The following is a 24,712-nucleotide window of genomic DNA, read 5'->3' on the forward strand; positions in this document are numbered from 1 at the left end:
GGCTCGGCGCTAGCCTGAGCCGCTCCCTGAAGAGTAGGCGCAAGCCGGTGCGGCGCAATCTTCTTCACCACCTTGTCAACCAGTGCTTCTAGCCAGGTGTGAAGGCCTTGCGTTCGCGTGTGAGCTACAGCGCCTGCTCGTACCAGCTGCGACTCTTGTTGACCATGCGCACCAGCCAGAGCATCACCGGCACCTCGATCAGCACGCCGACCACGGTGGCCAGCGCCGCGCCGGAGTCGAAGCCATAGAGCACGATGGCCACCGCCACGGCCAGCTCGAAGAAATTGGACGCGCCAATCATGGTCGAGGGGCCGGCCACGTCATGGCGCACCTTGAGACAGCGGTTGAGCCAGTAGCCGAGCGCGGCGATAAACAGTGTCTGCAGCAGGATTGGCATAGCCAGAATGCCGATCACCAGCGGCTGTTCGACGATGGCCTGGCCCTGAAAGGAGAACAGCAATACCAGGGTGGCCAGCAGGGCGAGGATCGAGAAGGGGGAGATTTTTTCCAGCGCGGCTTCGAAGGCGGGTTTGCCGCGCTTGAGCAGCTGGGCGCGCACGACCTGGGCGATGGCCAGGGGGATGACGATGTACATCACCACCGACAGCAGCAGGGTGTCCCAGGGTACCGGGATCGACGATACGCCCAGCAGCAGGGCGACGATGGGGGCGAAGGCGAACACCATCACCAGATCGTTGAGCGCCACCTGGCTGATGGTGAAGTTGGCGTTGCCGTTGCACAGGTTGCTCCAGACGAACACCATCGCCGTGCAAGGCGCAGCGCCCAGCAGGATCAGCCCGGCCATGTAGCTGTCGAGTTGCTCGGTCGGCAACCAGTCGGCGAACAGGATCTTGATGAACAGCCAGCCGATCAGGGCCATGGAGAAGGGCTTGATCACCCAGTTGACGAACAGGGTGATACCGATACCGGCTTTCTGTCCGCGCACTTCATGCAGTGAGCCGAAGTCGATCTTCATCAGCATGGGGATGATCATTACCCAGATCAGCACGCCGACCGGGATGTTCACCTGGGCAATCTCCATCGCGCCGACTGCCTGGGCAGCCTGCGGAGCGACCAGGCCGAGTACCGTCCCAGCCGCGATACAGAGGAACACCCACAGGGTCAGGTAACGCTCGAAGAAACCCAGGGGCGCGCCTGCGGATTGCTTCAGGGCGGTGTCACATGCATTTGTCATCTTCGTTGCCTGTACTCGTCAGGGTGAATGGCTCAAACATATTCGATTTACTGAATATTCGAAAAATAATATATTCGCTCGCGTGCATCCATGATGGAAGTCAACATGAGCCAGAAAAAGCGTGTCCTGTTTCTCTGCGTGGCCAACTCGTCGCGCTCGCAGATGGCCGAAGCGCTGCTGCGCCACACCGACTCCGAACACTTCGAGGCTTTCAGTGCAGGCAGCGCACCCACTGAGGTCGACCCGCGTACCCGCGATGTGCTCGAGCATCTGGGTGTCTCGACCGCAGGGCTGTTCAGCAAGTCCGTGGAGCAGGTAGCGGGCGAGCCGTTCGACTATGTGATCACGCTATGTGACAAGTCTGCGCTGGAGTGCCTGGCGCTGCCTGGTACGGGCGAATACATCGCCTGGAATTTCGAGGACCCGGCGACCAGCTCGCAGAAGGACGCCTATCGCAAGACCCTGCACGAGATCCACGAGCGGATAAAGATGTTCGTCTTGATCAAGAGCAAGCCTGCCAGTGTTGCCTGCGATGGCATGACACCTACCGAATTGTTCAAGTGCCTGGCCGACGAGACGCGGGCGCGTATCGCCATGCTCGTCACCCTGGAGCAGGAGCTGTGCGTCTGTGAACTGACCTCGGCGCTGGAAGAGGCGCAGCCGAAGATTTCCCGGCACCTGGCGTTATTGCGCAGTTGCGGTCTGCTGGAAGATCGCCGCAATGGCCAATGGGTTTACTACCGCCTGCATCCACAGTTGCCCGAGTGGGTCAGGGATGTGCTCAAGCGAACCCTGGACAGCAATGCCGAGTGGCTGCGCCCGGATGTGCAGCGCCTTTGGCAGATGCGCGATCGCCCTGGTCGCAAGCCGGCCTGTGACTGAGCGACGAGCCTGGTGAAGATCCTGTTCTGACCCATTTCTGGAGCGATACCGTGCAAGACGATCTGCCCAATGCTGACCTGCAACTGCTCGACCTACCGACTGCTGACAAGCTCTCCCTCGAGTCAGCCTCGACCCACGCGCCTCGCATTCTGCTGCTGTACGGCTCCACTCGCGAGAAGTCCTTCAGCCGCCTGCTGACCGAGGAAGCCGCGCGCCTGTTGCAGCACTTTGGTGCCGAGACGCGCATCTTCGACCCGCGCGGCCTGCCGCTGCCGGACGATGCTCCGGAAGATCACCCCAAGGTGCAGGAGCTGCGCGAGCTGATGCAGTGGTCGGAAGGGCAGGTGTGGTGCTCTCCCGAGCGCCACGGTGCGATGAGCGCCGTGTTCAAGGCGCAGATCGATTGGGTGCCGCTGGCCATGGGCGCGGTCCGCCCGACCCAGGGCAAGACCCTGGCGGTGATGCAGGTCTGTGGCGGCTCGCAGTCGTTCAATGTGGTCAACCAGTTGCGCGTGCTGGGACGCTGGATGCGCATGTTCACCATCCCCAACCAGTCCTCGGTGCCCAAGGCCTTCATGGAGTTCGACGCGGATGGCCGGATGAAACCGTCCTCGTTCTACGACCGCCTGGTGGACGTGATGGAGGAGCTGGTCAAGTTCACCCTGTTGCTGCGCGATCGCGCCGACTACCTGGTCGACCGCTACTCCGAGCGCAAGGAGTCGGCCGAAGAACTCTCCAAGCGCGTCAATCAGCGCGCCATCTGAGCGAAGGAACTGCCCGCCATGACTCATCCCTACGACGTACTGAAGGTGCCCGGCCTGGCCGGCGCGCTGATCTTCACGCCTTGCCCGGGCACCCGGGAAACCACGCTCGAACAGGCGCTGCTGGCTCTGCAGCAGGCCGGTGCAGCGGGCGTGATCACGCTGATGCCCCACAGCGAGCTTGCCGCCAACGGCGCCGAGCAGATCGCCCAGCAGTGCCATTCACTGGATCTGGCCTGGTATCACCTGCCGGTGGCCGACGAACAGGTGCCGCTGGAAGCCTTCGGCGAAGGCTGGAGGGCCTCCCGCCAGGCGCTCATCGAGCACCTGCGTGGCGGCCGCTCGCTGGCCATTCACTGCAAGGGCGGCTCCGGGCGCACCGGCCTGATCGCCGCGCGCATTCTCATCGAAGCCGGCATCGCGCGCGATGAAGCCATCGCCCTGGTGCAGGCGCTGCGTCCCAAAGCCATCCAGCATCCTGCGCACGTCAATTGGATCAACCAGTTCGACGCAACCCACTGACAGAGGCATCGACATGACCATCAAAGTAGGCATCAACGGTTTTGGCCGCATCGGCCGCCTGGCTCTGCGCGCCGCCTGGGGCTGGCCCGAACTGGAGTTCGTGCAGATCAACGACCCTGCAGGCGACGCCGCCACCCACGCGCACCTGCTCAACTTCGACTCGGTGCATGGCCGCTGGCAGCATGAGGCGAGCAGCGACGGCGATTGCGTGGTGATCGATGGCAAGCGCATCGCGGTGACTGCCAACAAGGCCATCGCCGATACCGACTGGAGTGGCTGCGACCTGGTACTCGAGGCCAGCGGCAAGATGAAGACGGTCGCCGTGCTGCAGGGTTATCTGGAGCAGGGCGTGGGGCGCGTGGTGGTCTGCGCGCCGGTCAAGGAACAGGGCGCGCTGAACGTGGTGATGGGCGTCAACCAGCATTTGTTCGACCCTGCGCAGCACCGCATCGTCACCGCGGCATCCTGCACCACCAATTGTCTGGCACCGGTGGTCAAGGTGATCCACGAGGCGCTGGGCATTCGTCACGGCTCGATCACCACCATCCACGACCTGACCAACACCCAGAGCATCCTCGACCAGCCGCACAAGGATCTGCGCCGCGCCCGCGCCTCGGGTATGAGTCTGATCCCGACCACCACCGGTTCTGCCACGGCGATTGCCGAGATCTTCCCCGAGCTGCGTGGCAAGTTGAACGGCCATGCCGTGCGGGTGCCGCTGGCGAATGCCTCGCTGACGGATTGCGTGTTCGAGGTCGCGCGCGCCACCACGGCCGAGGAGGTCAACGCGCTGCTCAAGGCGGCTGCTGATGGCCCGCTGAAGAACATCCTGGGTTACGAGGAGCGCCCGCTGGTGTCCATCGACTACCGCACCGATCCGCGCTCGTCCATCGTCGATGCGCTGTCGACGCTGGTGGTGGCCGGCACTCAGGTGAAAGTCTACGCCTGGTACGACAACGAGTGGGGCTATGCCAACCGCGCGGTGGAGCTGGCCAGGCTGGTCGGGGCAGTCAATTGATCCGTAGGGTGGATGACGCTTTATCCATCCACCAGATAACCAAGGTGGATGAAAAAGGCGTCATCCACCCTACAGTCTGCTGTCGCGGCTAAAGCCCCTCCCACGGGTTACACAGGATTTGTTATGCATGCCTTATCCCGCCTGGCCCCCGAAGTGCGCCAGTACCTGCTGGTCACCGGCAACTACTGGGCCTTTACCCTCACCGACGGCGCGTTGCGCATGCTGGTGGTACTGCATTTTCACAGCCTGGGCTACACGCCGCTGCAGATCGCTGCGCTGTTTCTGTTCTACGAAATCTTCGGTGTAGTCACCAACCTGGTGGGCGGCTACCTGGGCGCACGCCTGGGGCTCAATCGCACCATGAACATCGGCCTCGGCCTGCAGGTGCTGGCGCTGTTGATGCTCACCGTGCCGGCTGCCTGGTTGACCGTGCCCTGGGTCATGGGCGCGCAGGCGCTGTCCGGTATTGCCAAGGATCTGAACAAGATGAGCGCCAAGAGCTCGATCAAGCTCCTGGTGCCGGATAGTCAGCAGGGCACGCTGTACAAGTGGGTGGCGATCCTCACCGGCTCTAAGAATGCGCTAAAGGGTGTTGGTTTCTTCCTGGGGGGCGCGCTGCTCGCCGTGCTCGGCTTCACCGGCGCGGTGCTGGCCATGGCCGCCGCGTTGGCGCTGATCTGGCTGGCCAGCCTGGTGCTGCTGAAGAAGGATCTGGGCAAGGCCAAGGCCAAGCCGAAGTTCCGCGACATGCTCTCCAAGAGCCGGGCGATCAATATTCTTTCGGCTGCCCGGCTGTTCCTGTTCGGTGCACGCGACGTCTGGTTCGTGGTGGCGCTGCCGGTTTACCTGAGCACGGTGTTCGGCTGGGACTTCTGGCTGGTGGGCGGTTTTCTCGCCACTTGGGTGATCGGCTACGGCATCGTGCAGTTCTTGGCCCCACGCATTACCGGTAAGCAAAGTGGTCATGTGCCGGATGGCCGCACCGCCTTCGTCTGGGCCGCGCTGCTGGCCGGCTTGCCAGCGCTGATCGCCTTGGGGCTGGGCACCGGCTGGTCGGCGCAGGGGGTCTTGCTCGGCGGGTTGATGCTGTTCGGCGTGCTGTTTGCGGTGAATTCCTCGTTGCACAGTTACCTGATCGTCAGCTACGCCAAGGAAGACGGCGTATCGCTGGACGTGGGCTTCTACTACATGTCCAACGCACTGGGACGGCTGATCGGCACGTTGCTCTCGGGCTGGGTCTTCCAGGCCCATGGGCTGGAGGCCTGTCTGTGGGTATCCAGCGCGTTCGTGTTGGCCGCCGCGCTGATCTCCATCGCCTTGCCCAGACACCGCGATACCGCTCCGCAGGCCTGATCCAGCCATTCGGAGCGTAGGCTTTCAGGTCTGCGTTGTGCTCAGGAACTGTTCGATCTCGGCGGCGGTGCTGCGCGCCGTGCGAGTCACCCCGATCAGGGTGGCCGACGCCGAGCCGGTCCATTCGCCGTAGCCCACCAGCCACAGCCTGGGCTCCTGTAAGGCGCGGGTACCTTCAACCTCCATTCGCCCTTCATCGGTGATCAGCCCCAGGCTGGCCAGGTGTTCCAGTGCCGGTTTGAAACCGGTACACCAGATCACCGCATCCACCTTGCTCTGTGTGCCATCGGGCCAGACCACACCATCACGGGTGAACCGTTCGAACGGGCGTACCGCGTGCAGCACGCCACGCTCCCGCGCCTCGACCACGGGCGGCACCATGACCACATCGCCGAGCCCGCCCACCGGCTGATCAATGACGCGACCTTCCTGCTGGGCTTTCCAGCGCTCGGTGGCACGTTCGAACAGCACGCGACCATCGACATCGTCGGGCAGAAACAGCGGCTCGGTGGGCGTCACCCAAGTAGCGTCGGCCACTTTGGAAAGCTCTGCCAGGATCTGCGCCCCGGAGTTGCCACCGCCCACCACCAGCACCCGTTTACCTGCGAACGGCTGCGCCTCGACATAGTGAGCCGAGTGCAACTGTTGGCCGCCAAACAGTTCGCTGCCAGGATAGTGGGGGATATGTGGATGGCTCCAGGTGCCGGTGGCGCTCACGACCGCCCTGCCGTCCCAGTGGGAATTCCCTGCATGAACGCGCAGCGCCTGCGCACGGCGCTCCACTGAGGTGACCCGAACAGGTCGATTGACCGGAAACTGATAGCGATCCTCGTAACGGCTCAGGTAGTCGATCACATGGTCGCGAGTAGGGTAGCCATCCTCGACTGGCGGCATCATCCAGCCGGGAATCGAACTCCAGGTCGCCGGAGAGAACAGTCGCAGGGAATTCCAGCCATGACGCCAGGCGCCACCGGGGCCATCCTCTGCATCGAGCATCACGAATGACAGACCAGTGCGTCGCAGAAAGTATGCGGTGGCCAGGGCGGCCTGGCCGCCACCGATGATGATGACATCCTGCATGGTTTCAGATTGAACGGTCATCCATAGGCTCCTGCGCAATATAGGAGGGAGAGTCTATCGGCATGCATTCATGTGAGGGTGATGTGCGACAAGTCTGCTGTCATTGCTTGAGGCCAGCGACACCGTGGCGCTGTCGGCGAGCGCGATGAGCAGTGCGCTACTCAAGGATTGGCCCTCGGTCAGACGCCGAAGCCCAGTTGAAGTTTCGACCGCGGAGGCGCCAGCTTCAGGCGTGATAAAGCGGGCTTGAAGAAGGCTGGCGCAGAATCTGCATCTATCCCTTATCCGCCGGTTTTCCGTCACCGGCACGAGGAGGATCGATTCATGCGTAACCTGCTTCTACTGGTGACGCTGCTGGGCCTGACCGGCTGCATGAAGGTCAGCGATCTGGCCAGCGGCGCCGAGTATCACCTGCGCGATGCCGGGTTTCTCGACCACGGCCGCACCGAGCGCATGGCCTCGCGGCGTCTGCAGCAGGATTCCTTCATCTATATCGCCCAAGGCCACTTCGTGCCGCCGGGCCACGGTTACCCGCGCCCCAACGTGGTGGCCGAAGAAGCCTTCAAGGGCTTCGTCGAATACTTCCCGCTGGTGCGCCGCGCACGTCAGCCAGCAGGCCTGGATGAAGCCATGGCCGAGGCGCGCAGCGCTGGCGCGCATTATCTGCTGTACGCCCGCTTCGCCTACAGCGACGACCGTATCGGCACCGAGGAAGAATGGGAGGATCAGGAAGCGCTTGATCGTCTCGGCACAGACCGGGCATCGATCCAGCTGATGCTGATTGAAACCAATACCCGCTTTCTGGTGGACACTGCACGGATTCGCAGCCGTGGCGGATTCCTGACGTTCTACGACGCGCAGCCGCAGGATCTGATAGGCCCGCCGCTGCATGACTATGCGCGCAGTCTGCTTGGCGTAGCGCGCTGAGCCGGGTTTACGAAAAACACTCAGGAGCGCTTGAGTGCTCCCAGGAAACTGAGACAGCGTCGAGAGATTTCCCCCCTGGTTACTTGCGCTGTGGCAAACGCAGGTATCATGCGCAAAGTTAATGTCAGGGAAGACTCATAAGCGCCAAGGAGAGGTTGCCTGTTGCTGCCTTGGTTTTCCCCTTGGCCAACATCCACGCCTGACCGGTTCACGGTCAATGAGTCGTACCTGGCATTCGGTTTGTGTTCCTTATTCACACCGAGATTGATGTCATGTCGCGACTGTTCCTTGCCCTGTCCCTCAGCCTGTGTCTCACGCACGCTGCTTATGCTGCCGACCTGGAAGCCCTGTTCAACGAGCAGCGTTACAGCGAGTTTCTGCCAAAGGCCGAAAGTGCTGCGGCGAAAGGCGATACGCTAGCCTTGTTCTTGCTTGGCAAGGCTTATCACCTTGGGCAGGGCGTGGACGAGAGCGAAGCGCTCGCCAGAAGCTATTACGAGAAGGCTCGCGCAGGCGGTTCGGCTCGAGCCAGCCACAATCTTGGCTCTATGCTGATGAGTGAAAAACGGCCCAACGATGCGATTCCTCTGTTCGAAGAGGCCTTGCAACGCGGCCTGCTGATGCCGACGCTGATCAACCTTGGCCGAGCCTATAGCCCTTCCGATCTCGACTATCAGATCCTGCAGCATGCTGGAGTTGTCAGAGCGGAGCAGTCGGGTGACTACTTTGCCCTGGCTTATGAGCAGGAATCTGACATCGCTTGGCTGACGGAGGCCTCGCGCAATTATCTGCAGGCTTATCTGGCGCTGCGTAACAACTACTTCAGCACCTCGACAGAGGACGACCGTACCCGGCTGCGAGCCAAGGCCCTGGAGTGGCTGGACAAAGGCAAGGCACGCGATAACGAGCAGTCATGGACCAACTACGGGGTGATGCTGCTGGAGGAGGGGGATTTCAACGGTGCCCGACAGGCTTTGCAACAAGGTGCTGATCGCAAGGTCGCTGCAGCTCACTATCATCTGGCACGTATGGCCGCCAGCGGCTTGGGGCTGCCCGCTGTTGACCGGCAGGCAGAGGCGTATCACTACGAGCAGGCGGCCTTGTTGGGCCTGAAGGCGGCGGTTCGGCCAGCCATCGATCATCTGGTGGAGTTGCTTCGCACCGAGACTGACCTGGCCACTCTCGAGGATGGCGTCAGCCGGTTGGCCTTGCTGCAGGGCCCCGAGGGTGATGGCTACCGGACTCGCTCACTCACCTCCCGCCTGGAGTGGGGGCGCTTTCTGCAGCGTCAGCGCGAGCAGGCCAAGGCCTTGCCAGAAAAACCTCTGTACCTGCAAGCCTGTGGCCTGGATCTTAACCAGCTGTATGGCAGTACTTACAATCTTGGTATCAATACGTCATGGCGATTGCAGGTTCACCGCTCGCTGGAGCGGCCTGAGCATCTTTCCATCGAAGGACGTGTCGACAAAAACGGGTGCGCCACATTCTCTGAACCCTTGCCCAAGCCCATTCGAGCCAGTCTGAATGACGGTGCTGTGCTGGCACTTGCCTTCCCGAACTTCACTTTGCCGTTGGCCATCAAGGAAACCGATGAGAGTCTGCAACTCGACATGCAGGCCATAGAGTTGCCGATTCCTCAGTGACAGGCGTGCAGGGACGTGACCACGACTGACGGATTTTCGTGCGTCAGTCTTGGGTCAGCCTGCCGGCTATGGGCGCCGTGACGCAATCGCGGGACGGGGCCGCTGCACATGGATCACCCGTCAGCTGGTGTATCCTCGTTCGTCTGACCCGGCGTGCCGGGCAACGGACGAGGAGAGAGCATGAGCGATCCAGGCAAGGCCGGCGACCTGCTGGCGCAGATCCCCAAGGGCGAAGGCAAGGGCCTGCCCCCCGTGCACCTGTGGAACCCCGATTTCTGTGGCGATATCGATATGCGTATCGCCCGCGACGGCACCTGGTATTACCAGGGCACGCCCATCGGCCGCAAACCCATGGTGCGACTGTTTTCCACCATCATTCGTCGTGACGGTGACGACTATTTTCTGATCACCCCAGTGGAGAAGGTCGGTATCCAGGTCGAGGACGCCCCCTTCGTTGCCGTGACCTTGCAGGTGGAAGGTGAGGGTGAGGCGCAGGTGTTGCGCTTTACCACCAATGTCGAGGACGAAGTCGTGGCCGGTGCCGAGCATCCGATTCGCGTCGAGATTGACCCTGCGACACTCGAACCCTCGCCCTACATTCTGGTGCGGCGTAACCTCGAGGCGCTGATTCACCGCAACGTGTTCTACCAGTTGGTAGAACTGGCGGTGGAGCGCGAAATAGACGGAGAGCCCTGGTTGGGCGTGTGGAGTGCCGGGGCGTTCTATCCCATTGGGCCGTCCCCGGTCTGAGCGGGCAATTCGGGAGCAACGCCGGTGCGCGCAGCGCACCCAACGGGTTTGACAGGAGACGCAAATGGATGAGCATCGCATCGAAACCGAACGCCTGACGCTGCGCCCGCCGCAGCCGCAGGATGCCGACGAGATACAGCGGCTGGCCGGTGATTTTCGCATCGCCGATGTCACCCGCAGCATTCCCCATCCCTATCCGCCCGCGCTGGCGCAGCAGTGGATCGAACGCTGCGCGCAGGATTGGGCCAGCGGTGCGGCGGCCAGCTTCATCATCACCGAGTCGGACAGCGGCAAGCTGGTCGGCAGCATGGCGCTCAAGGACATCAATCGAGGCGAGGCCGAGGTGGGCTACTGGATCGGCGTGCCCTACTGGAGCCGTGGCTACGCCAGCGAAGCCTGCAATGCCCTGGTGGATTTCGCCTTCCAGCAACTGCGTCTGCGTCGCCTGCACGCCAGCCACCTGGCGCGCAATCCGCAATCCGGCCGTGTGCTGTTCAAGGCCGGGTTCCGCCATCTGGGCCTGGGCCACAGCCAGTGCGGTTGCCAGGGCAAGCTGGAGCCGGTCGAGCTTTATGAGCGGGTTTCCGGCGAGTGATCCGCGCTCTGTTCATCTGCAGTCGCAACCGTTTGCGCAGCCCGACAGCCGAGCGGGTATTCGCGCAGTGGCCAGGCGTCGAGACCGACTCAGCCGGGCTCGCCCCTGACGCCGAGGTTCGTGTTTCGGCAGAACAGCTCGACTGGGCAACGCTGATTTTCGTGATGGAGAAGAGCCAGCGCAGCAAGCTGGCCCGCCAGTACCGGCAAGTCCTGGCGGGCAAGCGGGTGATCTGTCTGGATATTCCCGATGACTACGCCTACATGCAGCCGGAGTTGATCAGTCTGTTGCAGCGCAAGGTGCCCGCTCTGCTGCGTTGAGTCGCTCCGGCTCAACGCGCCCGATCACGACTCTGTACCGCCAGGTCCAGCGCCTTCTGCATATCCAGCCGCGCCGAGCGGCCCACGTCCTTGTCGCTCATCTTGTAGTTGCGCTCCGATGGCAGGATCGGCGCGGTCAGGTCTTCGGCGTCCATCGGTTCGAAGTCGTAATCACCGCCGATGGTCATCGCGCTGCGCCGTAGCAGCATGCGCACCTGTTCCGGCTGCAGACGCGGATTGATCGAGAGCATGGCGGCGACCACACCGGTGACCAGGGGCGTGGCGTAGGAGGTACCGCAATGCACGTCGCCGGTCGCATCGACCTCACGAGTGGAGGCGCGGGCACAGGCGGCGGCGGTGATGTCGACGCGCATGTCGATGTTCGACGAGTTGCGTTTGACCGCGTAGCTCGGGTCGTCGATATCGACCTCCTTTTCCTTGTTGCGCTGATGCCCGCCGACCACCAGCAATTGCTCGGTGATGAAGGAGGAGGGCAGGCGATACTCGTCCTGGCCGGAGTAGGACGAACCGTTGCCGGCGGAGTTGATCACCAGCACGTCCGGGTGTTCCTCGCGCAGCCACAGGAAGAACTCCTCCAGCAACTCCTCATAGCCACTCATGGCGATGCCCGAGCGCACCAGCGAATCGATTTCGTCGCCTTCGACGTTGCGCGTGCCAACGCGGTGGATGCCCCAGCTCCAGTTGATGACGCGTACGCCGTCTTCCACCAGGTTCACCGATGCGGCGATGTTGGCGGTGATGCCGGCGTCCGAGTTGCGCTCGACGATGACTTCGAAGCCCTGGCTGGCCTTGTCCAACCCGCGCAGGAAACCGGTGTTGCCGCCTTTGTCCCAGTGCGCGGCGAGAATCCCGGCCACGGTGCTGCCGTGGTTGTCCGGCTCGTCGGCATCACGCGCATAGACGCAGGTGCGCGGTTTGCCATCGGGGCAGGCGCCGAGGTAATCGGCGAAGTCGGGCGAATCGAAATCGACATTGCGCTCGATCACGCCGACGCGGATCGGTTCGGCTTCTATGGGCGTCTCGCCCGCCGGGATGCGTCGCTGGTAATAGTTCACCGCATCCATGAAGCGGTTCGCCGCCCACTCTTCGGAGTTCTTTTCCGGTTTGCGTGCTGGCTGGCGCGCGGCTTCGCGCTCTTCGCCGCGCTCCGGTGCGCTTTCTTCCACCACCACGGCATCGACGCTGGTTTCGTTGCCGATGCGCAGCACCAGCGCATCGCGCTCGGTCAGGTTCTTCACCGGCAGGCGCAGTTGGTAGACATTCAGCGGTGGGATGGCACCGACCACCTTGGCGTCGTACTTCTTCGCCAGGCGCCTGGCTTCGTCGAGGCCGTCGTGGCTTTCCTCGATCAGCAGGCTGACCAGGTCGACATAGGTGGTCAGGCCATCCATGTTCTTCGCCACTTCATCCGGGCCGGCAGCGAGCACATGGCTGCGATGCAGCGACAACCACACCGGATTGCTGGCGCGCGAGCCGTCCTCCAGCCACAGCGGTGCGCTGCGATGTTCGTTGCTATTCAACTGTAGGCGTAGGCCATCGCCAGTGCGCTTGACCGCCGAAGCGGGCAGGGGGTCGTCGCCGAGCCGCAGCTTGGGCAGCTTCGCGCCAAGGCCACGCACCTGCATGCACCATTCCTGCTTTTCACTGGCGAGCAGGTCGCCGCAGCGCTGCAGGCTCTGGATGCGCAACGGCTCCTGCGCCTCGGCAAGGGGGCTGAGCAGGGCCACGACGAAAGCGGAGAGAAGGGCGCGGTTGGGCAGCATGGGGCAGGGTTTCCGTGACGATTGTCCTGCTTTTCCGACTGCCTTCGCCGCGCTTTGTTCAGGTTGGGAGGAAACTGGCTGCTTCGCTCAGGCTACTGGAATCGCCGGGTCGGCGGCTGCCAGGGCGGTGGCTCGATCAGCGACCGGCGGGTAGATCCACAGGCTGTTGATCTGTTGTTTCAGCGTCTTGGCTTCGCTGCCGATCAGTTTTACCTGGCGATCCCAGCCTTCGCTGTACACCGCACCCCAGGCACCGAGATCGAGGCAGGTCACGTACTTGGGCTGGCTGTAGTGCGTCGCCGCTACCCCGATCAGTTCGGCTGCAGCGTTGTTGCCGGCGTGGCGACCCAAGGCGATGGCGTGCTGGCAGGACATCACACTGAAGTTGCCGACATCGTCCGTTGCGGCGCGGGCGGTATCGCCTGCTGCGAAGATTGCAGGTTGACCCTGGACCTTGAGCTGGCTGTCGACCTGCAGTCGGCCCTGATGATCGCGTGGAGTATTGATCTGTTCGGTCAGCGCGCTGGCGCGAAAACCCACGGTCCAGATCACGGTATGGGAGGCGATACGCTGGCCGTCATCCAGGGTCACGCCATCGGCATCGACCGCCACCACCATGCGTCCCAGGCACCATTCTATTCCCAGTTCCTGCGACGCCTCGCTGATCGCCGGACGAATGCCATCACCCAGCGCGGCGGCAATCTCTTCGCCACGATCGACCACTACCACGCGAATGTCGGCGTCATCGCCGAGCAGGGCGCGCAGGCGTGCCGGCATTTCCGTCGCGGTCTCGATGCCGGTAAAGCCGCCGCCGGCAACCACCACGGTATTGCGTGCGGTGCTTGGCGGACGCTCTGCCAGGCTCGCCAGGTGCTGCTCCAGGCGCACCGCCTGCTCGATTTCATCGACATCGAACAAATGCGCCTCCAGGCCCTCCAGCGCTGGGCGCATCAGGTGGCTACCCGAGGCCAGCACCAAGCGGTCGTAGCTCAGGCTTCCCGGCTTGCCGGCGGCATCGCGATAGCTGACCTGCTGACGCGGTGCATCGATACCCTCGGCCGTGCCCTGGACGAATTCCACACCCACGGCTGCCAGGAGCTCGGTGAGAGGCGCTTTCATGCTTTGCACATTCGGTTCGTAGAAGCGCGGTCGAATGCGCAGCTCCGGCTGAGGGGCGAGCATGGTCACGCCGATATCCGTTCGTCCGTGTTGATCGAGCAGGCGCATGGCACTGAGGGCGCTCCATACCCCGGCAAAACCACCACCGACAATCAGAATGCGTTGTTTCATCTGGTACTCCTGGCTTTGGCTCGTTTCGTTTGACGGAGCCATGCTAGGAGAGGAGCATTTCGGCAGATACGACATATACCCCCGAAATCATGCCAACTCGCCCGCGTACCGTTCTGTTTCTCGCCTACCCGCAAGTCGGTCTGCTCGATCTTACCGGCGCGCAGACGGTTTTCTGGGCGGCCACCAAGGCCATGCACGAACGCGGTTTGCCGGGTTACGAGCGCCTCACTGTCAGCCTTGCGGGCGGTTTGGTGGGCACTGCCGAGGGCCTGGTGGTGGATACCCAGCCGCTGGCAGAGGTACAGCTGGCGCAGGTCGATACGCTGATCGTGCCTGGTGCGCCGGAAATCGAGCGTGCGGTGGCCGAATCGGCCGAACTGATCGCCTGGATCGCCAGCAACGCACGTCGAGTGCGGCGCACGGCCTCCGTATGCAGTGGCACCTTTCTGCTGGCTCATGCGGGTTTGCTCGAGGGAAAGCGAGCGGCGACGCATTGGGCGATGTGCGACATGCTCAAGGCGCGTTTCCCGGCCATCGAAGTGGACAACAACGCCATCTTCATCGAGCAGGGTGCAGTGTGGACCTCTGCGGGTGTCAGTGCCGGTATCGACCTTGCCCTGGCACTGGTCGAGGCCGATTGCGGGCGAGAGGTGGCCATGCAGGTGGCGCGTGAGCTGGTGGTCTTTCTCAAGCGTCCCGGTGGGCAGGCGCAGTTCAGCGAGCTGTTGCAGGCACAGGCTAAGGACACCTCGACCTTCGATGAGCTGCACCGCTGGTTGGGCGATCACCTGAGCAGCCCGGAGCTGAATATCGAGATCATGGCCGAGCGCTGCCACATGAGCCCGCGGCACTTCTCTCGCCTGTACAAACAGAAGACCGGGCGCACGCCGGCCAAGGCAGTGGAAATTTTCCGCCTCGAAGCCGCGCGCAGGTTGCTGGAGGACTCCACCCGCAATATCGATGTTATCGCCAGGCAATGCGGCTTCGGTGACGAAGAGCGAATGCGAGCGACATTCCAACGTCATTTAGCGATTTCGCCGCGGGATTATCGAAGACGCTTCTCGCGCTGAAGGCTCTGCGCCGCAGGTGGATGGCATCGGCTCGGCAGAGTCTGGTTATAGTATTACGTTCTCTTCAAGCCCCATTCGAAGCCTTCCATGTCCTCCAATCGTCTGCTCTCGATCGACGCCCTGCGCGGCCTGGTCATCCTCTTCATGTTGCTCGATCACGTTCGCGAAACCTTCTACCTGCACCAGCAGGTCGGCGACCCGATGGACGTGACCGCTACTGAGCCTGCGCTGTTCTTCAGTCGTAGCCTGGCACATCTGTGCGCGCCGATATTTATCCTGCTCACCGGGCTTTCGGCGTTTCTCTATGGCGAGAAGCAGATGAGCCGGGCGGCGACCAGCGCCTTCCTGTTCAAGCGCGGGCTGTTTCTGGTGGTGCTGGAGTTCACCCTGGTCAACTTCGCCTGGACCTTCCAGTTCCCGCCCACGGTAATCTACCTGCAGGTGATCTGGGCCATCGGCCTGAGCATGCTGGCGCTTTCCGTGCTGCTGTGGCTGCCGCGAACGCTGCTGGCTGTGCTGGGTCTGGCGCTGGTGGCGGGGCACAACCTGCTCGATGGGCTGCACTTCGGCCCGGAGTCGGCGCTGCACATTCCCTGGGCGATCCTGCATGACCGCGGCTGGATCGAGTTTTCCGACACGCTGCGCCTGCGCACGTCGTATCCGGTGCTGCCGTGGATCGGGGTGATCGCCCTGGGTTATGTGATCGGCCCTTGGTTTCGCGGCTCGAGCGCGCCCGAGCAGCGTCTGCAATGGCTGCGTTGTGCGGGTTTCGGCGCGCTGGCGCTGTTCGTGATGCTGCGCCTGCTCAACGGCTATGGCGAGAAACCCTGGGCGGTGGAAGAAACCGCACTGCAAACGTTGATGGGCCTGTTCAACATCACCAAATACCCGCCTTCGCTGCTGTTCCTGGCGCTGACGCTGGGCGTCGGCCTGTTGCTGCTGGCGTACTTCGAGCGCCGTAACGAAGGGTGCATGGTACGTACCCTGGCTGTATTCGGTAGCGCGCCGATGTTCTTCTATCTGCTCCATCTTTACGTGTTGAAGCTGCTCTATATCGCCGCCTTCGCCATCTGGGGCGCGAACCAGGGGTATTACTTCGGCTTCGATTCGATGGGTTGGGTCTGGGCGGCGACCGTGCTGCTGGCGCTGGTGCTGTTTCCGCCCACGCAATGGTTCGCGAGGCTCAAGGCACGGCGTCGTGATATTCGCTGGTTGATATACCTCTGAGAGCGGCTGTCGTAGGGTGCGATGCCGTGCATGGCAGGAGCCCGCTTGCGGGCTCCTGCAGGCCGGGGCAGCGCTTCTTCAGCGTGGCTGCGGCTTACAGCTTCATGTTCACCGACAGATAGGCCGAGCGGCCCGGAGCGGGGGAGAACATCGGTTGTTCGTCGCCAGCGGCCCAGAAGAAGTTGTCGAACCATACGTACTCGTAATCACGATCGGTCAGGTTTTTCATCTGCAGGTCGAGGCTGGTGGTGTTCGATATCTGATAGCGTACGTTGGCATCGAGCACTGCGAAGCCGCCGTACTTGCCCTGTTCGTTGAGCGTGTCGATGTAGTAATCGCCTTGCGCGCGAGCTTGCAGGCCGAAGCGCCAGGCATCGTTGAACTGATAGTCGACGCCAGCGTTGCTGATGTAGCGTGGCGTGGAGATCACCTCGGTGCCTGCCAGCGAGCGACCGCCGTCGGTAAAGGCGCTGATCACCTTGGCCTCCTGAATGGCGTGCGAGCCCCACACTGTCCACTGTTCGTTCAACTGAGCGGTGAGTTGCATGTCGATACCGCGACGTCGGGTTTCACCTAGGCCGACCGTGGTGCCGGTCGCAGGCATGTTGGAAACCTCACCGGTGGCTTCCTGTTGCCACACGGCGATGCGCGCTTCCGAGCCGGCAAAGGGCTTGAACTTCACGCCCACTTCCTTGCCGGTGTTGATCGACGGTTTGTACGAAGCCTGGCCGGCGGTCATGTAGGCCGGTGCGGTGGACCCGGTGAGGATCTGGAAGGTACGCCCCCAGTTGGCGTAGACATTCACGTCCGGGGTGATGCTGTACACCACGCTGAGCTTGGGCTGTTCGATCCAGCCATAGTCCTGCAGCTCGGCCTTCTCGCCGTTCATCAGCTCGGTATTACCGGAGAACTTGTCGACGCGGTACGCCGGGATGATCTTGAGCTGCTCGATGGGCTGGATGATCGCTTGGGCATAGGCGCCGGTGTTGTACAGCGTGTAGCTGTCGTCGTTTTGCGTGCGTGCCGGCGGTGCGTCGAAATCGGTGGGGATGCCGAAGTCGTAGCGGTAGCGGCGGTACTCGTTGTTCTGCTGTTCGTAGTTGATGCCGCCGTCGAGGGTCAGCATCTCGTGGGCACGCCAGGTCAGGTTGCTCAGCACGCCGGTCTGGCGTTCTTCCCACTGGCGGCGCTGGCGCGGGGCGTTGCCGACCGGGTAGCGGGTGAAGGTCACGGTACGGTCATCGTCGTAGCTGTTGTAGTACAGCTTGTTGCTCAGGCTCAGGTCGTCGTTGAGCTGGAAGTCGGCATGCGCGCTGAGGTGCTTCATGTCGCGGTCGTCGCTGTCGTTGGCGTTCTTCTCCGGCGATTGCGAGCGGCTCGCGGCCAGCTCCTGCGCGGTGAGAAATCCCGGCTCCTCGGCCTGATGATGATAGAGGCGGGCGATCACGCCAAGTTTCATGGTCTGCTGGTCATCGGTGACGAACCACTTGCCGCCCAGCGAGTATTTGTTGGAGTTGCTGTTGTCGCGGAAACCGTCGGAGTCTTGCTTGGCCATGAAGTAGTTCTGCGCGAAGTTGCCTTCCTCTTTGCCCACGGCCAGCTGGAATTCGCGGGTGTTGAAGCTGCCATAGGTCAGGCGGCCGTCGGTGTAGTTGCCGCCCTGGCGGGTGACGAAATTGATGTTGCCGCCGATGTTGTGCAAGCCGTAGCGCGGGTCGTTGGTGCCGCGCACCACCTCGATGTAGTCCAGGTCCAGCGGGAAGACCATGTCGATGAAGCGCTGGTTGCCGCTGTTGACGTTGCTCGGTACGCCGTCGATCAGCGTCTTGATGCCATTGATGTAGCCCTCGCCGTTGAAGGCGCGGAAGGTCACCTTGCCGGACTCTGCGCCCATGCGCGTCTCGGTCAACTGGATGCCGGGCATCTGGCCCACCAGCTCCCAGCTGTTCATCACGTTCTTATCCTCGATCTTGTCGCTGCCCATGATGTCGACCGACGTCAGGATGCTGTCGGTGCGCAGCGTGCCGCTGGCCTGTGGTGTGACGTAGACCGAGCCTAGCGAGACGGTGGAATTGCCGGACGAGGCGGCGTGAAGCGGAGGCGTGACCAGGGCGGTGATGACGACGAGGGAGGCCGAGGTGGCTTTCATGGGTATTCCTAGCGTTGCGTTTTCTAAGTGAGGGGAGAGGCACTGGCTGGCGCCTCCCCAGGCGGCGGGTTGTCCGTTCGGCCGGGGGCGTATCGACGAATTGCATAAGATATAGATGTTATATCATAACTATTTTAATGCGCTCGACCAGTTCTGAATCAAGCTGCGAGGGACGCAGAAGGCTCTGGCCAGAGCCTTCTGTGGCTGAACAATCGGCGCAAGGCCGATGAGCAGTGGCCTGACCTGCACGAACGATTAGACGTCAGCCCGCCAATGGCGTATCAATATCAACCGCCTTTCGTGTTTATACCCAAGCAGAATCACTATGCAGCCCCTGTGTTCGGTCAATGCGCCTCGCAGCGCCAATGATGAGCAACTCGATGGGGTCGTGCGCCTGGTTAGCCGGTATTTCGACTCGGTCGCCGTGCTGGTTTCCGGCGCTGGCTCTGCGCGCCATATCTGGGCCAGCCCTGGCCTGAGTGATGCGCGGCTGGCGAAGATCATCGGCACCGGCGAAACCACGCCCACCACGCTCGTCTGGCCATTGCTGGTGCAGGCGGGTACCCGGCTCGGCACGCTGTACCTGCAGTTCGACCGGCCACATACACTCGACGCCAAACAGCGCGAAGGCCTGCTGGATTTCGCCGCCCTGGCCCTCGATCTACTCGCACGCGAGGCCGACGAAGCCCGGCAGCGTCATGAGATCGCCGTCCTGCGCGATAGTGAACGACGCATGGCGCTGGCCATCGCTGGTAGTGGTACCGGCATTTGGGATCGCGACATCAGCAGCGGCGAGATTTACTACTCCAGCAGCTGGAAGGCGCTGCTCGGTTACGCCGACCACGAAATCGGCAGTCGCATCGAGGAGAGCTACACCCGCGTACATCCTGCCGACCTCGACTACGTGCGCGAGACCATCCAGGCGCATCTGGATCAGCGTACCGATGCCTATGAAGTGGAGCACCGCCTGCGTTGCCGTGACGGTCAGTACAAATGGGTGTGCAGCCGCGGCAAGGTGGTCGAGCGCGACAAGCACGGCAAACCGCTGCGAATGATCGGCACCACCACCGACATCACCGCCATGCGCCGCCTGTCCGAGCAGGTACAGCAGACCGCCACCCTGATGACCGACCTGACCAATGAAATCCCCGGCATGGTCTTCCAGGTCCGCCGGCAGAGCGATGGCAAGTATGCCGTTACCTACGCCAGCGCCGGCGCGCAAGCCATCTGTGGCCTCAGCGCCATGCAACTGATGCAGGACGCTGAGGCGCTGACGGCCATCGTTCACCCGGATGATCGCGTAGCTTTCATCGATTCCTTCCAGCTATCGGCCGAGCAACTCACGCCTTGGTATCTGGAGTTCCGCGTGCAGGTGCCGGGGCGTGAAATCGCCTGGTGCCAGGGCGAAGCCTGCCCCCGCCGCGAAGAAGACGGCAGTGTTATCTGGCATGGCTTCATGACCGACGTGACCGAACGCAAGCAGATCGAGGCCGAGCTGCAGGCTTTCGCCACTACCGACTTCCTCACCCAGCTCGCCAACCGCCGGCACTTCATGTGTCAGCTCGAGGCAGAGCTGGCGCGCCTGCAACGCAGCCCTGAACAGAGTGCAGCGATCCTGATGTTCGACCTGGACTACTTCAAGACCATCAACGACCGCTGGGGCCACGATGTCGGCGATCAGGCGCTGCGCCATTTCGCGGGAATTCTAAGCAGCCAGCTGCGTAAGACCGACACCGCCGGGCGCCTGGGTGGCGAAGAGTTTGCCGTGGTGCTCAGCGACGCCAATCTGGACAAGGCCATGCGCTTCGCCACGCGCATCCAGAGCGAACTGGCCAGGGCGCCGATCCTGCATGCCGGGGAACCGATCTTCCTCGCCGTCAGCGTCGGCATCTCATCGCTCAACGCCAGCGATGCCAGCGTCGAGGCCGCCCTGTCGCGCAGCGATATCGCCCTGTATTGTGCCAAGCGCGGCGGGCGTAATCGCATCGAGCATCATTGACGGGAGGCTGGCTCAGGCCGCCACCAAGGCTCAATCACCCGCCAGAGACACGCGTCACAGGCAAGGCCCGCAGCGCACAAGCGGCGGGCATTTGCGCTGGACGCTCGGGGGCATGCTGACTGACGTGTTTGCCCTATTCGAACTGCCACAGGAAAGGGTCATATGGACGTGCAATGCAATTCCCTTGAAGAGGTGCGCGAGCGCATCGACCAGATCGACCGCTCCATGGTCGACCTCATCGCCCAACGCGGCGGACTCGTCGCCCAGGCGGCTCGCTTCAAGAAAGACAGTGCGGCCGTTCGCGCTCCCGCACGCGTCGAGCAGGTCATCGCCAAGGTGAGTACGCTCGCCGATGAGCGCGGCGCATCGGCAGAAGTCGTGGAGCAGGTTTACCGCGCGATGATCGCCGCATTCATCGACGAAGAACTGCGTACCCATGCCGCCTTGAATGCAGGAGCAGGCGGCAGCACCTGAGCGGCGCCGAAGCCGGCCTGCCAGGCTTCCAGTACCCCGGAGAGGCGATGAATCGCAAATTGCCTTCCAGGCGCAATGTGCCTAGGATTCGCCGATTTGAAATGCCATGCCGACAGCCTCTGGAACGCAGAGAGAGGCGAGCGCGCCGCTACGCGCCCCCCAGTGCTAGGCTCCCCGTTGCCCCCTCTCAACTTGCGCGAACCATGGTCACTACCGTCATCCTCGGCATGCTCTGCGTGTACCTGCTGTGCTTTTCCTTGATGTTCTTGCTGATCAGCACCCGGCTGAATGGCAAGAAAATGGGCATGGAAATCTTCGCGCTGGGCAACCTGCTGCTTGGCCTTGCCTACATCCTGCAGTTGTTCGGTGGCCCACCGGACGAGGGGCCGATGAGTGTCATCAACCACACGATGACGCTCAGTGCTCCTGTCGTCTACGTGCTGGGCGCCATGCGTTTTTTCGAGCGTCCGACGCTTGTGCTGAGTCCGTTGCTAATCCTGGCTGCCGGCTACACGGTATTGCAGTTGTTGGTGCAATGGCTGCTGGGAGTCGAAGTCCGCCACGCCATGTTGGCAGCGGCCTGCGCATCGCTGTTTCTGGCCATGACGGTGGCGGTGCTCTACGGCTGTCGAACCTTCGCCAGGGATCTGCGCGTCGAGATGCTCGTGTTCGCCGTGCTGATCGGCGGCATCTGCATCCTCAACGCCATGAAGTTCGGGATGATCCTCAAGGGCGGATTGGCCGCCCTCGACATGAACAGTGGCTTCCAGAAGATTTTCTACCTCTACATGTCGTTCCTGGCGACGGTGTTGCCGCCGAGTGTCGTGTGGCTGGTGCTGCGCCGCCTTACCGATGAGCTGCGCAACCTGGCCGCACATGATCCGCTCACCCAGTTGCTGAATCGGCGCGGGCTGATGGACGCCCTGGACGCACACTTCCGTTCGCGCACAGCCGTTCCAGCGTATCTACTGATCGTGGATATCGACCACTTCAAGCGCATCAACGACACCCACGGACACAAAGCGGGCGACCGTGTTCTGAGCCACGTCGCCGGTACGCTCAAGGCTACTGCACGCCAGGGCGACCTGGTCTGCCGCTTGGGCGGTGAGGAGTTCGTGGTCATCGCCCTGGACACCGACAGCGCCGGCGCTCTGCAACTGGCCGAACGCATGCGAGTGGCAATCGAGCACAGCGAAGTGGCTGGCGCCGAGCTGAGCAAACCGATTCGCTGTACGGCGACCCTTGGCGGTTCAGGTGCCTTCACCCGTGCGCAGGACTTCGATGCATACCTGCAGCAGGCGGATGCCGCCCTGTATCGTGGGAAGATGCACGGGCGGAATCGAGTGGAGTGGAGTGGGAGTAGGGGGACCGGTTTGGGGTTAGGGGCAATGGATACTTTCGGCCAATAGCGGTCAACCATTAGCCGTTAACCAGTTAGTGCAGGATTGCACTAGCGACGACCTATTTGGGACGCTGCATTCATGGGCTCCTTCTAAGGCGAAAACCTCGAAGGGGTCGCCCTGGAGGCGCTGATCTGCGCTTCCAGGGCGGTCAATACAGCAAGACCTGATTCATCCCAGGGCTTGCATAGCCGAGCTTGGAGCGCTCATCCCTGTGGTTTTTTGCTGCGGTACTCGGTGGTGGTCATGCCCGCGTAACCCCAGTTATCGGTGTCGACTTCCTCGATTACGATGTGGGTGAGCTCGGGCTGCTTGTTAAGTACGCGCTGCAAAGTCTCGGTAATTTCCTTGATGACCTGGGCTTTCTGCTCGCGGGTGACGCCGTCACGAGTGATACGGACGCTGACGAAGGGCATGATGTCGCTCCTGTGTGGGTAGATGTTGTCAAACGGGGAGGCGCAGGCCGCCCCGTCAAGTTCAGCCTATTACCATTTACCGACGCTCATTCCGCCGTCGACCGGCAATACCACGCCCGTGGTGAACCGGGCATTGGCCAGGTAGAGCACGGCGTCGGCGATATCGCTGACGCGGCCGATGCGTCCGGCCGGCTGCAGGCCGTTGAGGAAATCGAAGCTGGCCGGGTCGTGCATCGGCGTCTCGATGATGCCTGGGGCCACTGCATTGACCTGGATGTTGTGCGGCGACAGTTCCAGCGCCAGGGCGCGGGTGACCTGGTTCAGGCCGCCCTTGATCAGCACCGGTAGGGCGGCGGGCACAGCGAGGTTGGGCTGCAGTGCCACGGCGGCGGTGATATTGATGATCTGCCCCTGGCGCCGCTCGATCATGTGCACGGCGGCGGCCTGGGAGGCGTAGACCACGCCCTTGAGGTTGGTTTCCAGCAGGCCGTCGATGTCCTCCGGGCTGTACTCGATGAAAGGCTTGGGCAGGAAGAAACCGGCGTTGTTGACCAGTACGTCGACCTGGCCGAAGGCCTCGATGCCGGTCTGGATCAGGCGGCTCGCGGTGTCCGGCCGGGCGATGTCGCCGGCCACACCGACGAAGGCGGAGGGGCTGCCCAATTGTTCCCTGGCTTCTTCCAGGCGTTCGGCCGAGCGGGCGTTGCCGACCACATTGAAGCCGTTGGCGAGGAAGGCCTTGGCCAGGCCGAGACCGATGCCGCTGGAGGCGCCAGTAATGACCACCGTTTTGCTGTTGCTCATGTCGTTTCTCCCGATCAGTTGGCGCCGAAGAGCGCCGTTGGGAGGACTATATTTTTGTTGTATAGGCGGATAAATATGGTCACGCGAACTTCAGTTGGTACATGGTGTAACTAATGCAGCGACAATTCGACGACGTGATGCTCGGCAGCATCGAGCTGTTCTGCCTGGCGGCGGAGCTGGGCAGCTTCACCGCGGCCGGGTTGGCGGCGGGGGTCACGCCTGCGGCGGTCAGCCGCTCGATCGGCCGGCTCGAGGAGCGCCTGGGCTCGCGGCTGTTCGTGCGTACCACCCGCAGCATCCGCCTGACCGAGGGTGGGCGCGGCTACTACGAGCAGTGCCGCCAGGCGCTAACCCAATTGGTGGAGGCCGAGCGCACGCTGACCGGCCAGCAGCAGGAGCCCACCGGCACCCTGCGTATCAGCCTGCCCACCACCTACGGCCATCACCGCATTCTTCCGCTGTTGCCCGAGTTCCGCCGGCGCTTTCCGAAGGTGCATGTCGATGTGCATCTGGGTAACCGCAACATCGATTTCGTCGGTGAGGGTTACGACCTGGCCATCCGCGTGCGTGCGCAGCCAGATTCGACGCTGATCGCCAGGCCCCTGGAGGATGCCGGGCTGGTGGTGGTGGCCACACCCGAGTACCTGGCGCGTGCGGGCACGCCGCAGACCCTGGATGACCTCGCGCGGCACGACTGCATCCAGTTCGAGCTACCCAGCAGCGGCCGACGCATCACCTGGCTGTTCAGCGAGGGCGGGGCCGAGCGGGAGATCCTCACCGAGGGCGGCTACGTCTGCTCCGACGACGTGCTGGGCGGCGTGACCCTGGCCAAGCACGGCGCGGGACTGTTCCAGACCTATCGCTTCATCGTCGAGCGCGAGCTGGCCGAGGGCTCGCTGGTCGAGGTGCTGCAACCCTTTGCCGGGCGCTCGAGGCCTTTCACCCTGTTGTACCCCCATGGCCGGCACATGCCCCTGCGCCTGCGCGCCTTCGTCGACTTCATCATGGAACAGCAGCGCCGCTGGGCCGCTCAGGTCTGAGCCTACGTATCAC

Annotated in this window: 23 protein-coding genes; 16 read left to right on the forward strand and 7 right to left on the reverse strand. The window is 62.7% G+C overall.

All coding sequences use genetic code 11. The annotated features are described in order from the left end of the window. Nucleotides 1-124: 124 nt before the first annotated feature. Complete coding sequence (gene arsB, locus H3221_RS15665) at nt 125-1,195, reverse strand: ACR3 family arsenite efflux transporter (RefSeq protein ID WP_196474501.1); 1,071 nt, start codon at nt 1,193-1,195, stop codon at nt 125-127. A gap of 105 nt (nt 1,196-1,300) precedes the next feature. Here arsB and H3221_RS15670 point away from each other — a divergent pair, with 105 nt between their 5' ends. From H3221_RS15670 to arsJ, 5 genes are all read left to right on the forward strand, one after another. After that, nucleotides 1,301-2,077 carry a metalloregulator ArsR/SmtB family transcription factor gene (locus H3221_RS15670; RefSeq protein WP_196474502.1) on the forward strand — a complete coding sequence of 259 codons (777 nt, stop codon included), beginning with the start codon at nt 1,301-1,303 and terminating at the stop codon, nt 2,075-2,077. 50 nt (nt 2,078-2,127) lie between these two features. Continuing rightward, complete coding sequence (gene arsH, locus H3221_RS15675; protein ID WP_224490628.1) at nt 2,128-2,841, forward strand: arsenical resistance protein ArsH; 714 nt, start codon at nt 2,128-2,130, stop codon at nt 2,839-2,841. 18 nt (nt 2,842-2,859) lie between these two features. Next, on the forward strand, nt 2,860-3,360 hold the full coding sequence (locus H3221_RS15680) for a cyclin-dependent kinase inhibitor 3 family protein (protein ID WP_196474503.1): 501 nt from the start codon (nt 2,860-2,862) through the stop codon (nt 3,358-3,360). Nucleotides 3,361-3,373: 13 nt separating this feature from the next. Continuing rightward, a complete protein-coding gene (locus H3221_RS15685; protein ID WP_196474504.1) occupies nt 3,374-4,378 on the forward strand; it encodes an ArsJ-associated glyceraldehyde-3-phosphate dehydrogenase in 1,005 nt (334 codons plus the stop codon). Between the two features lie 123 nt (nt 4,379-4,501). Next, the gene (gene arsJ / locus H3221_RS15690; protein WP_196474505.1) at nt 4,502-5,731 is read left to right on the forward strand and encodes an organoarsenical effux MFS transporter ArsJ; all 1,230 of its coding nucleotides are present in this window, start codon (nt 4,502-4,504) and stop codon (nt 5,729-5,731) included. Nucleotides 5,732-5,755: 24 nt separating this feature from the next. Here arsJ and H3221_RS15695 read toward each other — a convergent pair whose 3' ends face one another. Beyond that, nucleotides 5,756-6,832 (reverse strand): ArsO family NAD(P)H-dependent flavin-containing monooxygenase, encoded by a 1,077-nt coding sequence (locus tag H3221_RS15695; RefSeq protein WP_196474506.1) that lies wholly within the window; start codon nt 6,830-6,832, stop codon nt 5,756-5,758. 303 nt (nt 6,833-7,135) lie between these two features. Between H3221_RS15695 and H3221_RS15700 the strand changes: the two genes are divergently transcribed. From H3221_RS15700 to H3221_RS15720, 5 genes are all read left to right on the forward strand, one after another. After that, nucleotides 7,136-7,738: a DUF4823 domain-containing protein gene (locus tag H3221_RS15700; protein ID WP_160020334.1), complete on the forward strand. Its 603-nt coding sequence runs from the start codon at nt 7,136-7,138 to the stop codon at nt 7,736-7,738. A 461-nt stretch (nt 7,739-8,199) separates the two neighbouring features. After that, a complete protein-coding gene (locus H3221_RS15705) occupies nt 8,200-9,381 on the forward strand; it encodes an SEL1-like repeat protein (protein ID WP_224490631.1) in 1,182 nt (393 codons plus the stop codon). A 180-nt stretch (nt 9,382-9,561) separates the two neighbouring features. Beyond that, nucleotides 9,562-10,131, forward strand: coding sequence for a DUF1285 domain-containing protein (locus H3221_RS15710; RefSeq protein WP_196474508.1), 570 nt, complete (start codon nt 9,562-9,564; stop codon nt 10,129-10,131). A 64-nt stretch (nt 10,132-10,195) separates the two neighbouring features. Beyond that, nucleotides 10,196-10,726, forward strand: a complete 531-nt coding sequence (locus tag H3221_RS15715) for a GNAT family N-acetyltransferase (protein ID WP_196474509.1) — start codon at nt 10,196-10,198, stop codon at nt 10,724-10,726. After that, entirely contained in the window at nt 10,723-11,046 is a 324-nt protein-coding gene (locus H3221_RS15720; RefSeq protein ID WP_196474510.1) for a low molecular weight protein tyrosine phosphatase family protein, read from the forward strand. The genes H3221_RS15715 and H3221_RS15720 overlap by 4 nt, the downstream gene beginning before the upstream one ends. Nucleotides 11,047-11,057: 11 nt before the next feature. Here the strand turns inward: H3221_RS15720 and H3221_RS15725 are convergent, their stop codons facing one another. After that, nucleotides 11,058-12,830, reverse strand: a complete 1,773-nt coding sequence (locus H3221_RS15725; RefSeq protein WP_196474511.1) for a S8/S53 family peptidase — start codon at nt 12,828-12,830, stop codon at nt 11,058-11,060. A gap of 87 nt (nt 12,831-12,917) precedes the next feature. Further along, on the reverse strand, nt 12,918-14,120 hold the full coding sequence (locus tag H3221_RS15730) for an NAD(P)/FAD-dependent oxidoreductase (protein WP_196474512.1): 1,203 nt from the start codon (nt 14,118-14,120) through the stop codon (nt 12,918-12,920). 89 nt (nt 14,121-14,209) lie between these two features. Here H3221_RS15730 and H3221_RS15735 point away from each other — a divergent pair, with 89 nt between their 5' ends. Next, a complete protein-coding gene (locus H3221_RS15735; RefSeq protein WP_196474513.1) occupies nt 14,210-15,190 on the forward strand; it encodes a GlxA family transcriptional regulator in 981 nt (326 codons plus the stop codon). Between the two features lie 87 nt (nt 15,191-15,277). Further along, complete coding sequence (locus H3221_RS15740; RefSeq protein WP_196474514.1) at nt 15,278-16,417, forward strand: DUF1624 domain-containing protein; 1,140 nt, start codon at nt 15,278-15,280, stop codon at nt 16,415-16,417. 94 nt (nt 16,418-16,511) lie between these two features. Here H3221_RS15740 and H3221_RS15745 read toward each other — a convergent pair whose 3' ends face one another. Then, nucleotides 16,512-18,566, reverse strand: a complete 2,055-nt coding sequence (locus H3221_RS15745) for a TonB-dependent receptor (RefSeq protein WP_196474515.1) — start codon at nt 18,564-18,566, stop codon at nt 16,512-16,514. A gap of 325 nt (nt 18,567-18,891) precedes the next feature. On the opposite strand from H3221_RS15745, the gene H3221_RS15750 reads away from it, so the two are divergent. From H3221_RS15750 to H3221_RS15760, 3 genes are all read left to right on the forward strand, one after another. Beyond that, on the forward strand, nt 18,892-20,565 hold the full coding sequence (locus tag H3221_RS15750; protein WP_196474516.1) for a sensor domain-containing diguanylate cyclase: 1,674 nt from the start codon (nt 18,892-18,894) through the stop codon (nt 20,563-20,565). Nucleotides 20,566-20,727: 162 nt separating this feature from the next. Next, nucleotides 20,728-21,039, forward strand: a complete 312-nt coding sequence (locus tag H3221_RS15755; protein ID WP_196474517.1) for a chorismate mutase — start codon at nt 20,728-20,730, stop codon at nt 21,037-21,039. A 203-nt stretch (nt 21,040-21,242) separates the two neighbouring features. Further along, the gene (locus H3221_RS15760; RefSeq protein WP_196474518.1) at nt 21,243-22,448 is read left to right on the forward strand and encodes a GGDEF domain-containing protein; all 1,206 of its coding nucleotides are present in this window, start codon (nt 21,243-21,245) and stop codon (nt 22,446-22,448) included. Nucleotides 22,449-22,645: 197 nt separating this feature from the next. On the opposite strand, the gene H3221_RS15765 is transcribed toward H3221_RS15760, so the two are convergent. Both H3221_RS15765 and H3221_RS15770 read right to left on the reverse strand, forming a co-directional pair. Further along, the gene (locus H3221_RS15765) at nt 22,646-22,855 is read right to left on the reverse strand and encodes a tautomerase family protein (RefSeq protein WP_196474519.1); all 210 of its coding nucleotides are present in this window, start codon (nt 22,853-22,855) and stop codon (nt 22,646-22,648) included. A gap of 69 nt (nt 22,856-22,924) precedes the next feature. Next, a complete protein-coding gene (locus H3221_RS15770; RefSeq protein ID WP_196474520.1) occupies nt 22,925-23,659 on the reverse strand; it encodes an SDR family NAD(P)-dependent oxidoreductase in 735 nt (244 codons plus the stop codon). A 113-nt stretch (nt 23,660-23,772) separates the two neighbouring features. Here H3221_RS15770 and H3221_RS15775 point away from each other — a divergent pair, with 113 nt between their 5' ends. After that, nucleotides 23,773-24,699, forward strand: a complete 927-nt coding sequence (locus H3221_RS15775) for a LysR family transcriptional regulator (RefSeq protein WP_196474521.1) — start codon at nt 23,773-23,775, stop codon at nt 24,697-24,699. Nucleotides 24,700-24,712 lie beyond the last annotated feature (13 nt).

Origin of the sequence: Pseudomonas chaetocerotis (assembly GCF_015712105.2) — a bacterium.
Lineage (GTDB): Bacteria > Pseudomonadota > Gammaproteobacteria > Pseudomonadales > Pseudomonadaceae > Aquipseudomonas > Aquipseudomonas chaetocerotis.

Excerpts from the sequence above, each read along its gene's own strand:
- H3221_RS15760 (WP_196474518.1), top strand. The coding sequence starts at position 21,243 with ATGGTCACTACCGTCATCCTCGGCATGCTCTGCGTGTACCTGCTGTGC.
- H3221_RS15770 (WP_196474520.1), bottom strand. The coding sequence starts at position 23,659 with ATGAGCAACAGCAAAACGGTGGTCATTACTGGCGCCTCCAGCGGCATC.
- H3221_RS15680 (WP_196474503.1), top strand. The coding sequence starts at position 2,860 with ATGACTCATCCCTACGACGTACTGAAGGTGCCCGGCCTGGCCGGCGCG.
- H3221_RS15730 (WP_196474512.1), bottom strand. The coding sequence starts at position 14,120 with ATGAAACAACGCATTCTGATTGTCGGTGGTGGTTTTGCCGGGGTATGG.
- H3221_RS15750 (WP_196474516.1), top strand. The coding sequence starts at position 18,892 with ATGCAGCCCCTGTGTTCGGTCAATGCGCCTCGCAGCGCCAATGATGAG.
- H3221_RS15715 (WP_196474509.1), top strand. The coding sequence starts at position 10,196 with ATGGATGAGCATCGCATCGAAACCGAACGCCTGACGCTGCGCCCGCCG.
- H3221_RS15740 (WP_196474514.1), top strand. The coding sequence starts at position 15,278 with ATGTCCTCCAATCGTCTGCTCTCGATCGACGCCCTGCGCGGCCTGGTC.
- H3221_RS15775 (WP_196474521.1), top strand. The coding sequence starts at position 23,773 with ATGCAGCGACAATTCGACGACGTGATGCTCGGCAGCATCGAGCTGTTC.
- H3221_RS15725 (WP_196474511.1), bottom strand. The coding sequence starts at position 12,830 with ATGCTGCCCAACCGCGCCCTTCTCTCCGCTTTCGTCGTGGCCCTGCTC.
- arsJ (WP_196474505.1), top strand. The coding sequence starts at position 4,502 with ATGCATGCCTTATCCCGCCTGGCCCCCGAAGTGCGCCAGTACCTGCTG.
- H3221_RS15710 (WP_196474508.1), top strand. The coding sequence starts at position 9,562 with ATGAGCGATCCAGGCAAGGCCGGCGACCTGCTGGCGCAGATCCCCAAG.
- H3221_RS15685 (WP_196474504.1), top strand. The coding sequence starts at position 3,374 with ATGACCATCAAAGTAGGCATCAACGGTTTTGGCCGCATCGGCCGCCTG.
- H3221_RS15695 (WP_196474506.1), bottom strand. The coding sequence starts at position 6,832 with ATGACCGTTCAATCTGAAACCATGCAGGATGTCATCATCATCGGTGGC.
- H3221_RS15745 (WP_196474515.1), bottom strand. The coding sequence starts at position 18,566 with ATGAAAGCCACCTCGGCCTCCCTCGTCGTCATCACCGCCCTGGTCACG.
- arsB (WP_196474501.1), bottom strand. The coding sequence starts at position 1,195 with ATGACAAATGCATGTGACACCGCCCTGAAGCAATCCGCAGGCGCGCCC.
- H3221_RS15670 (WP_196474502.1), top strand. The coding sequence starts at position 1,301 with ATGAGCCAGAAAAAGCGTGTCCTGTTTCTCTGCGTGGCCAACTCGTCG.
- H3221_RS15755 (WP_196474517.1), top strand. The coding sequence starts at position 20,728 with ATGGACGTGCAATGCAATTCCCTTGAAGAGGTGCGCGAGCGCATCGAC.
- H3221_RS15700 (WP_160020334.1), top strand. The coding sequence starts at position 7,136 with ATGCGTAACCTGCTTCTACTGGTGACGCTGCTGGGCCTGACCGGCTGC.
- H3221_RS15765 (WP_196474519.1), bottom strand. The coding sequence starts at position 22,855 with ATGCCCTTCGTCAGCGTCCGTATCACTCGTGACGGCGTCACCCGCGAG.
- H3221_RS15735 (WP_196474513.1), top strand. The coding sequence starts at position 14,210 with ATGCCAACTCGCCCGCGTACCGTTCTGTTTCTCGCCTACCCGCAAGTC.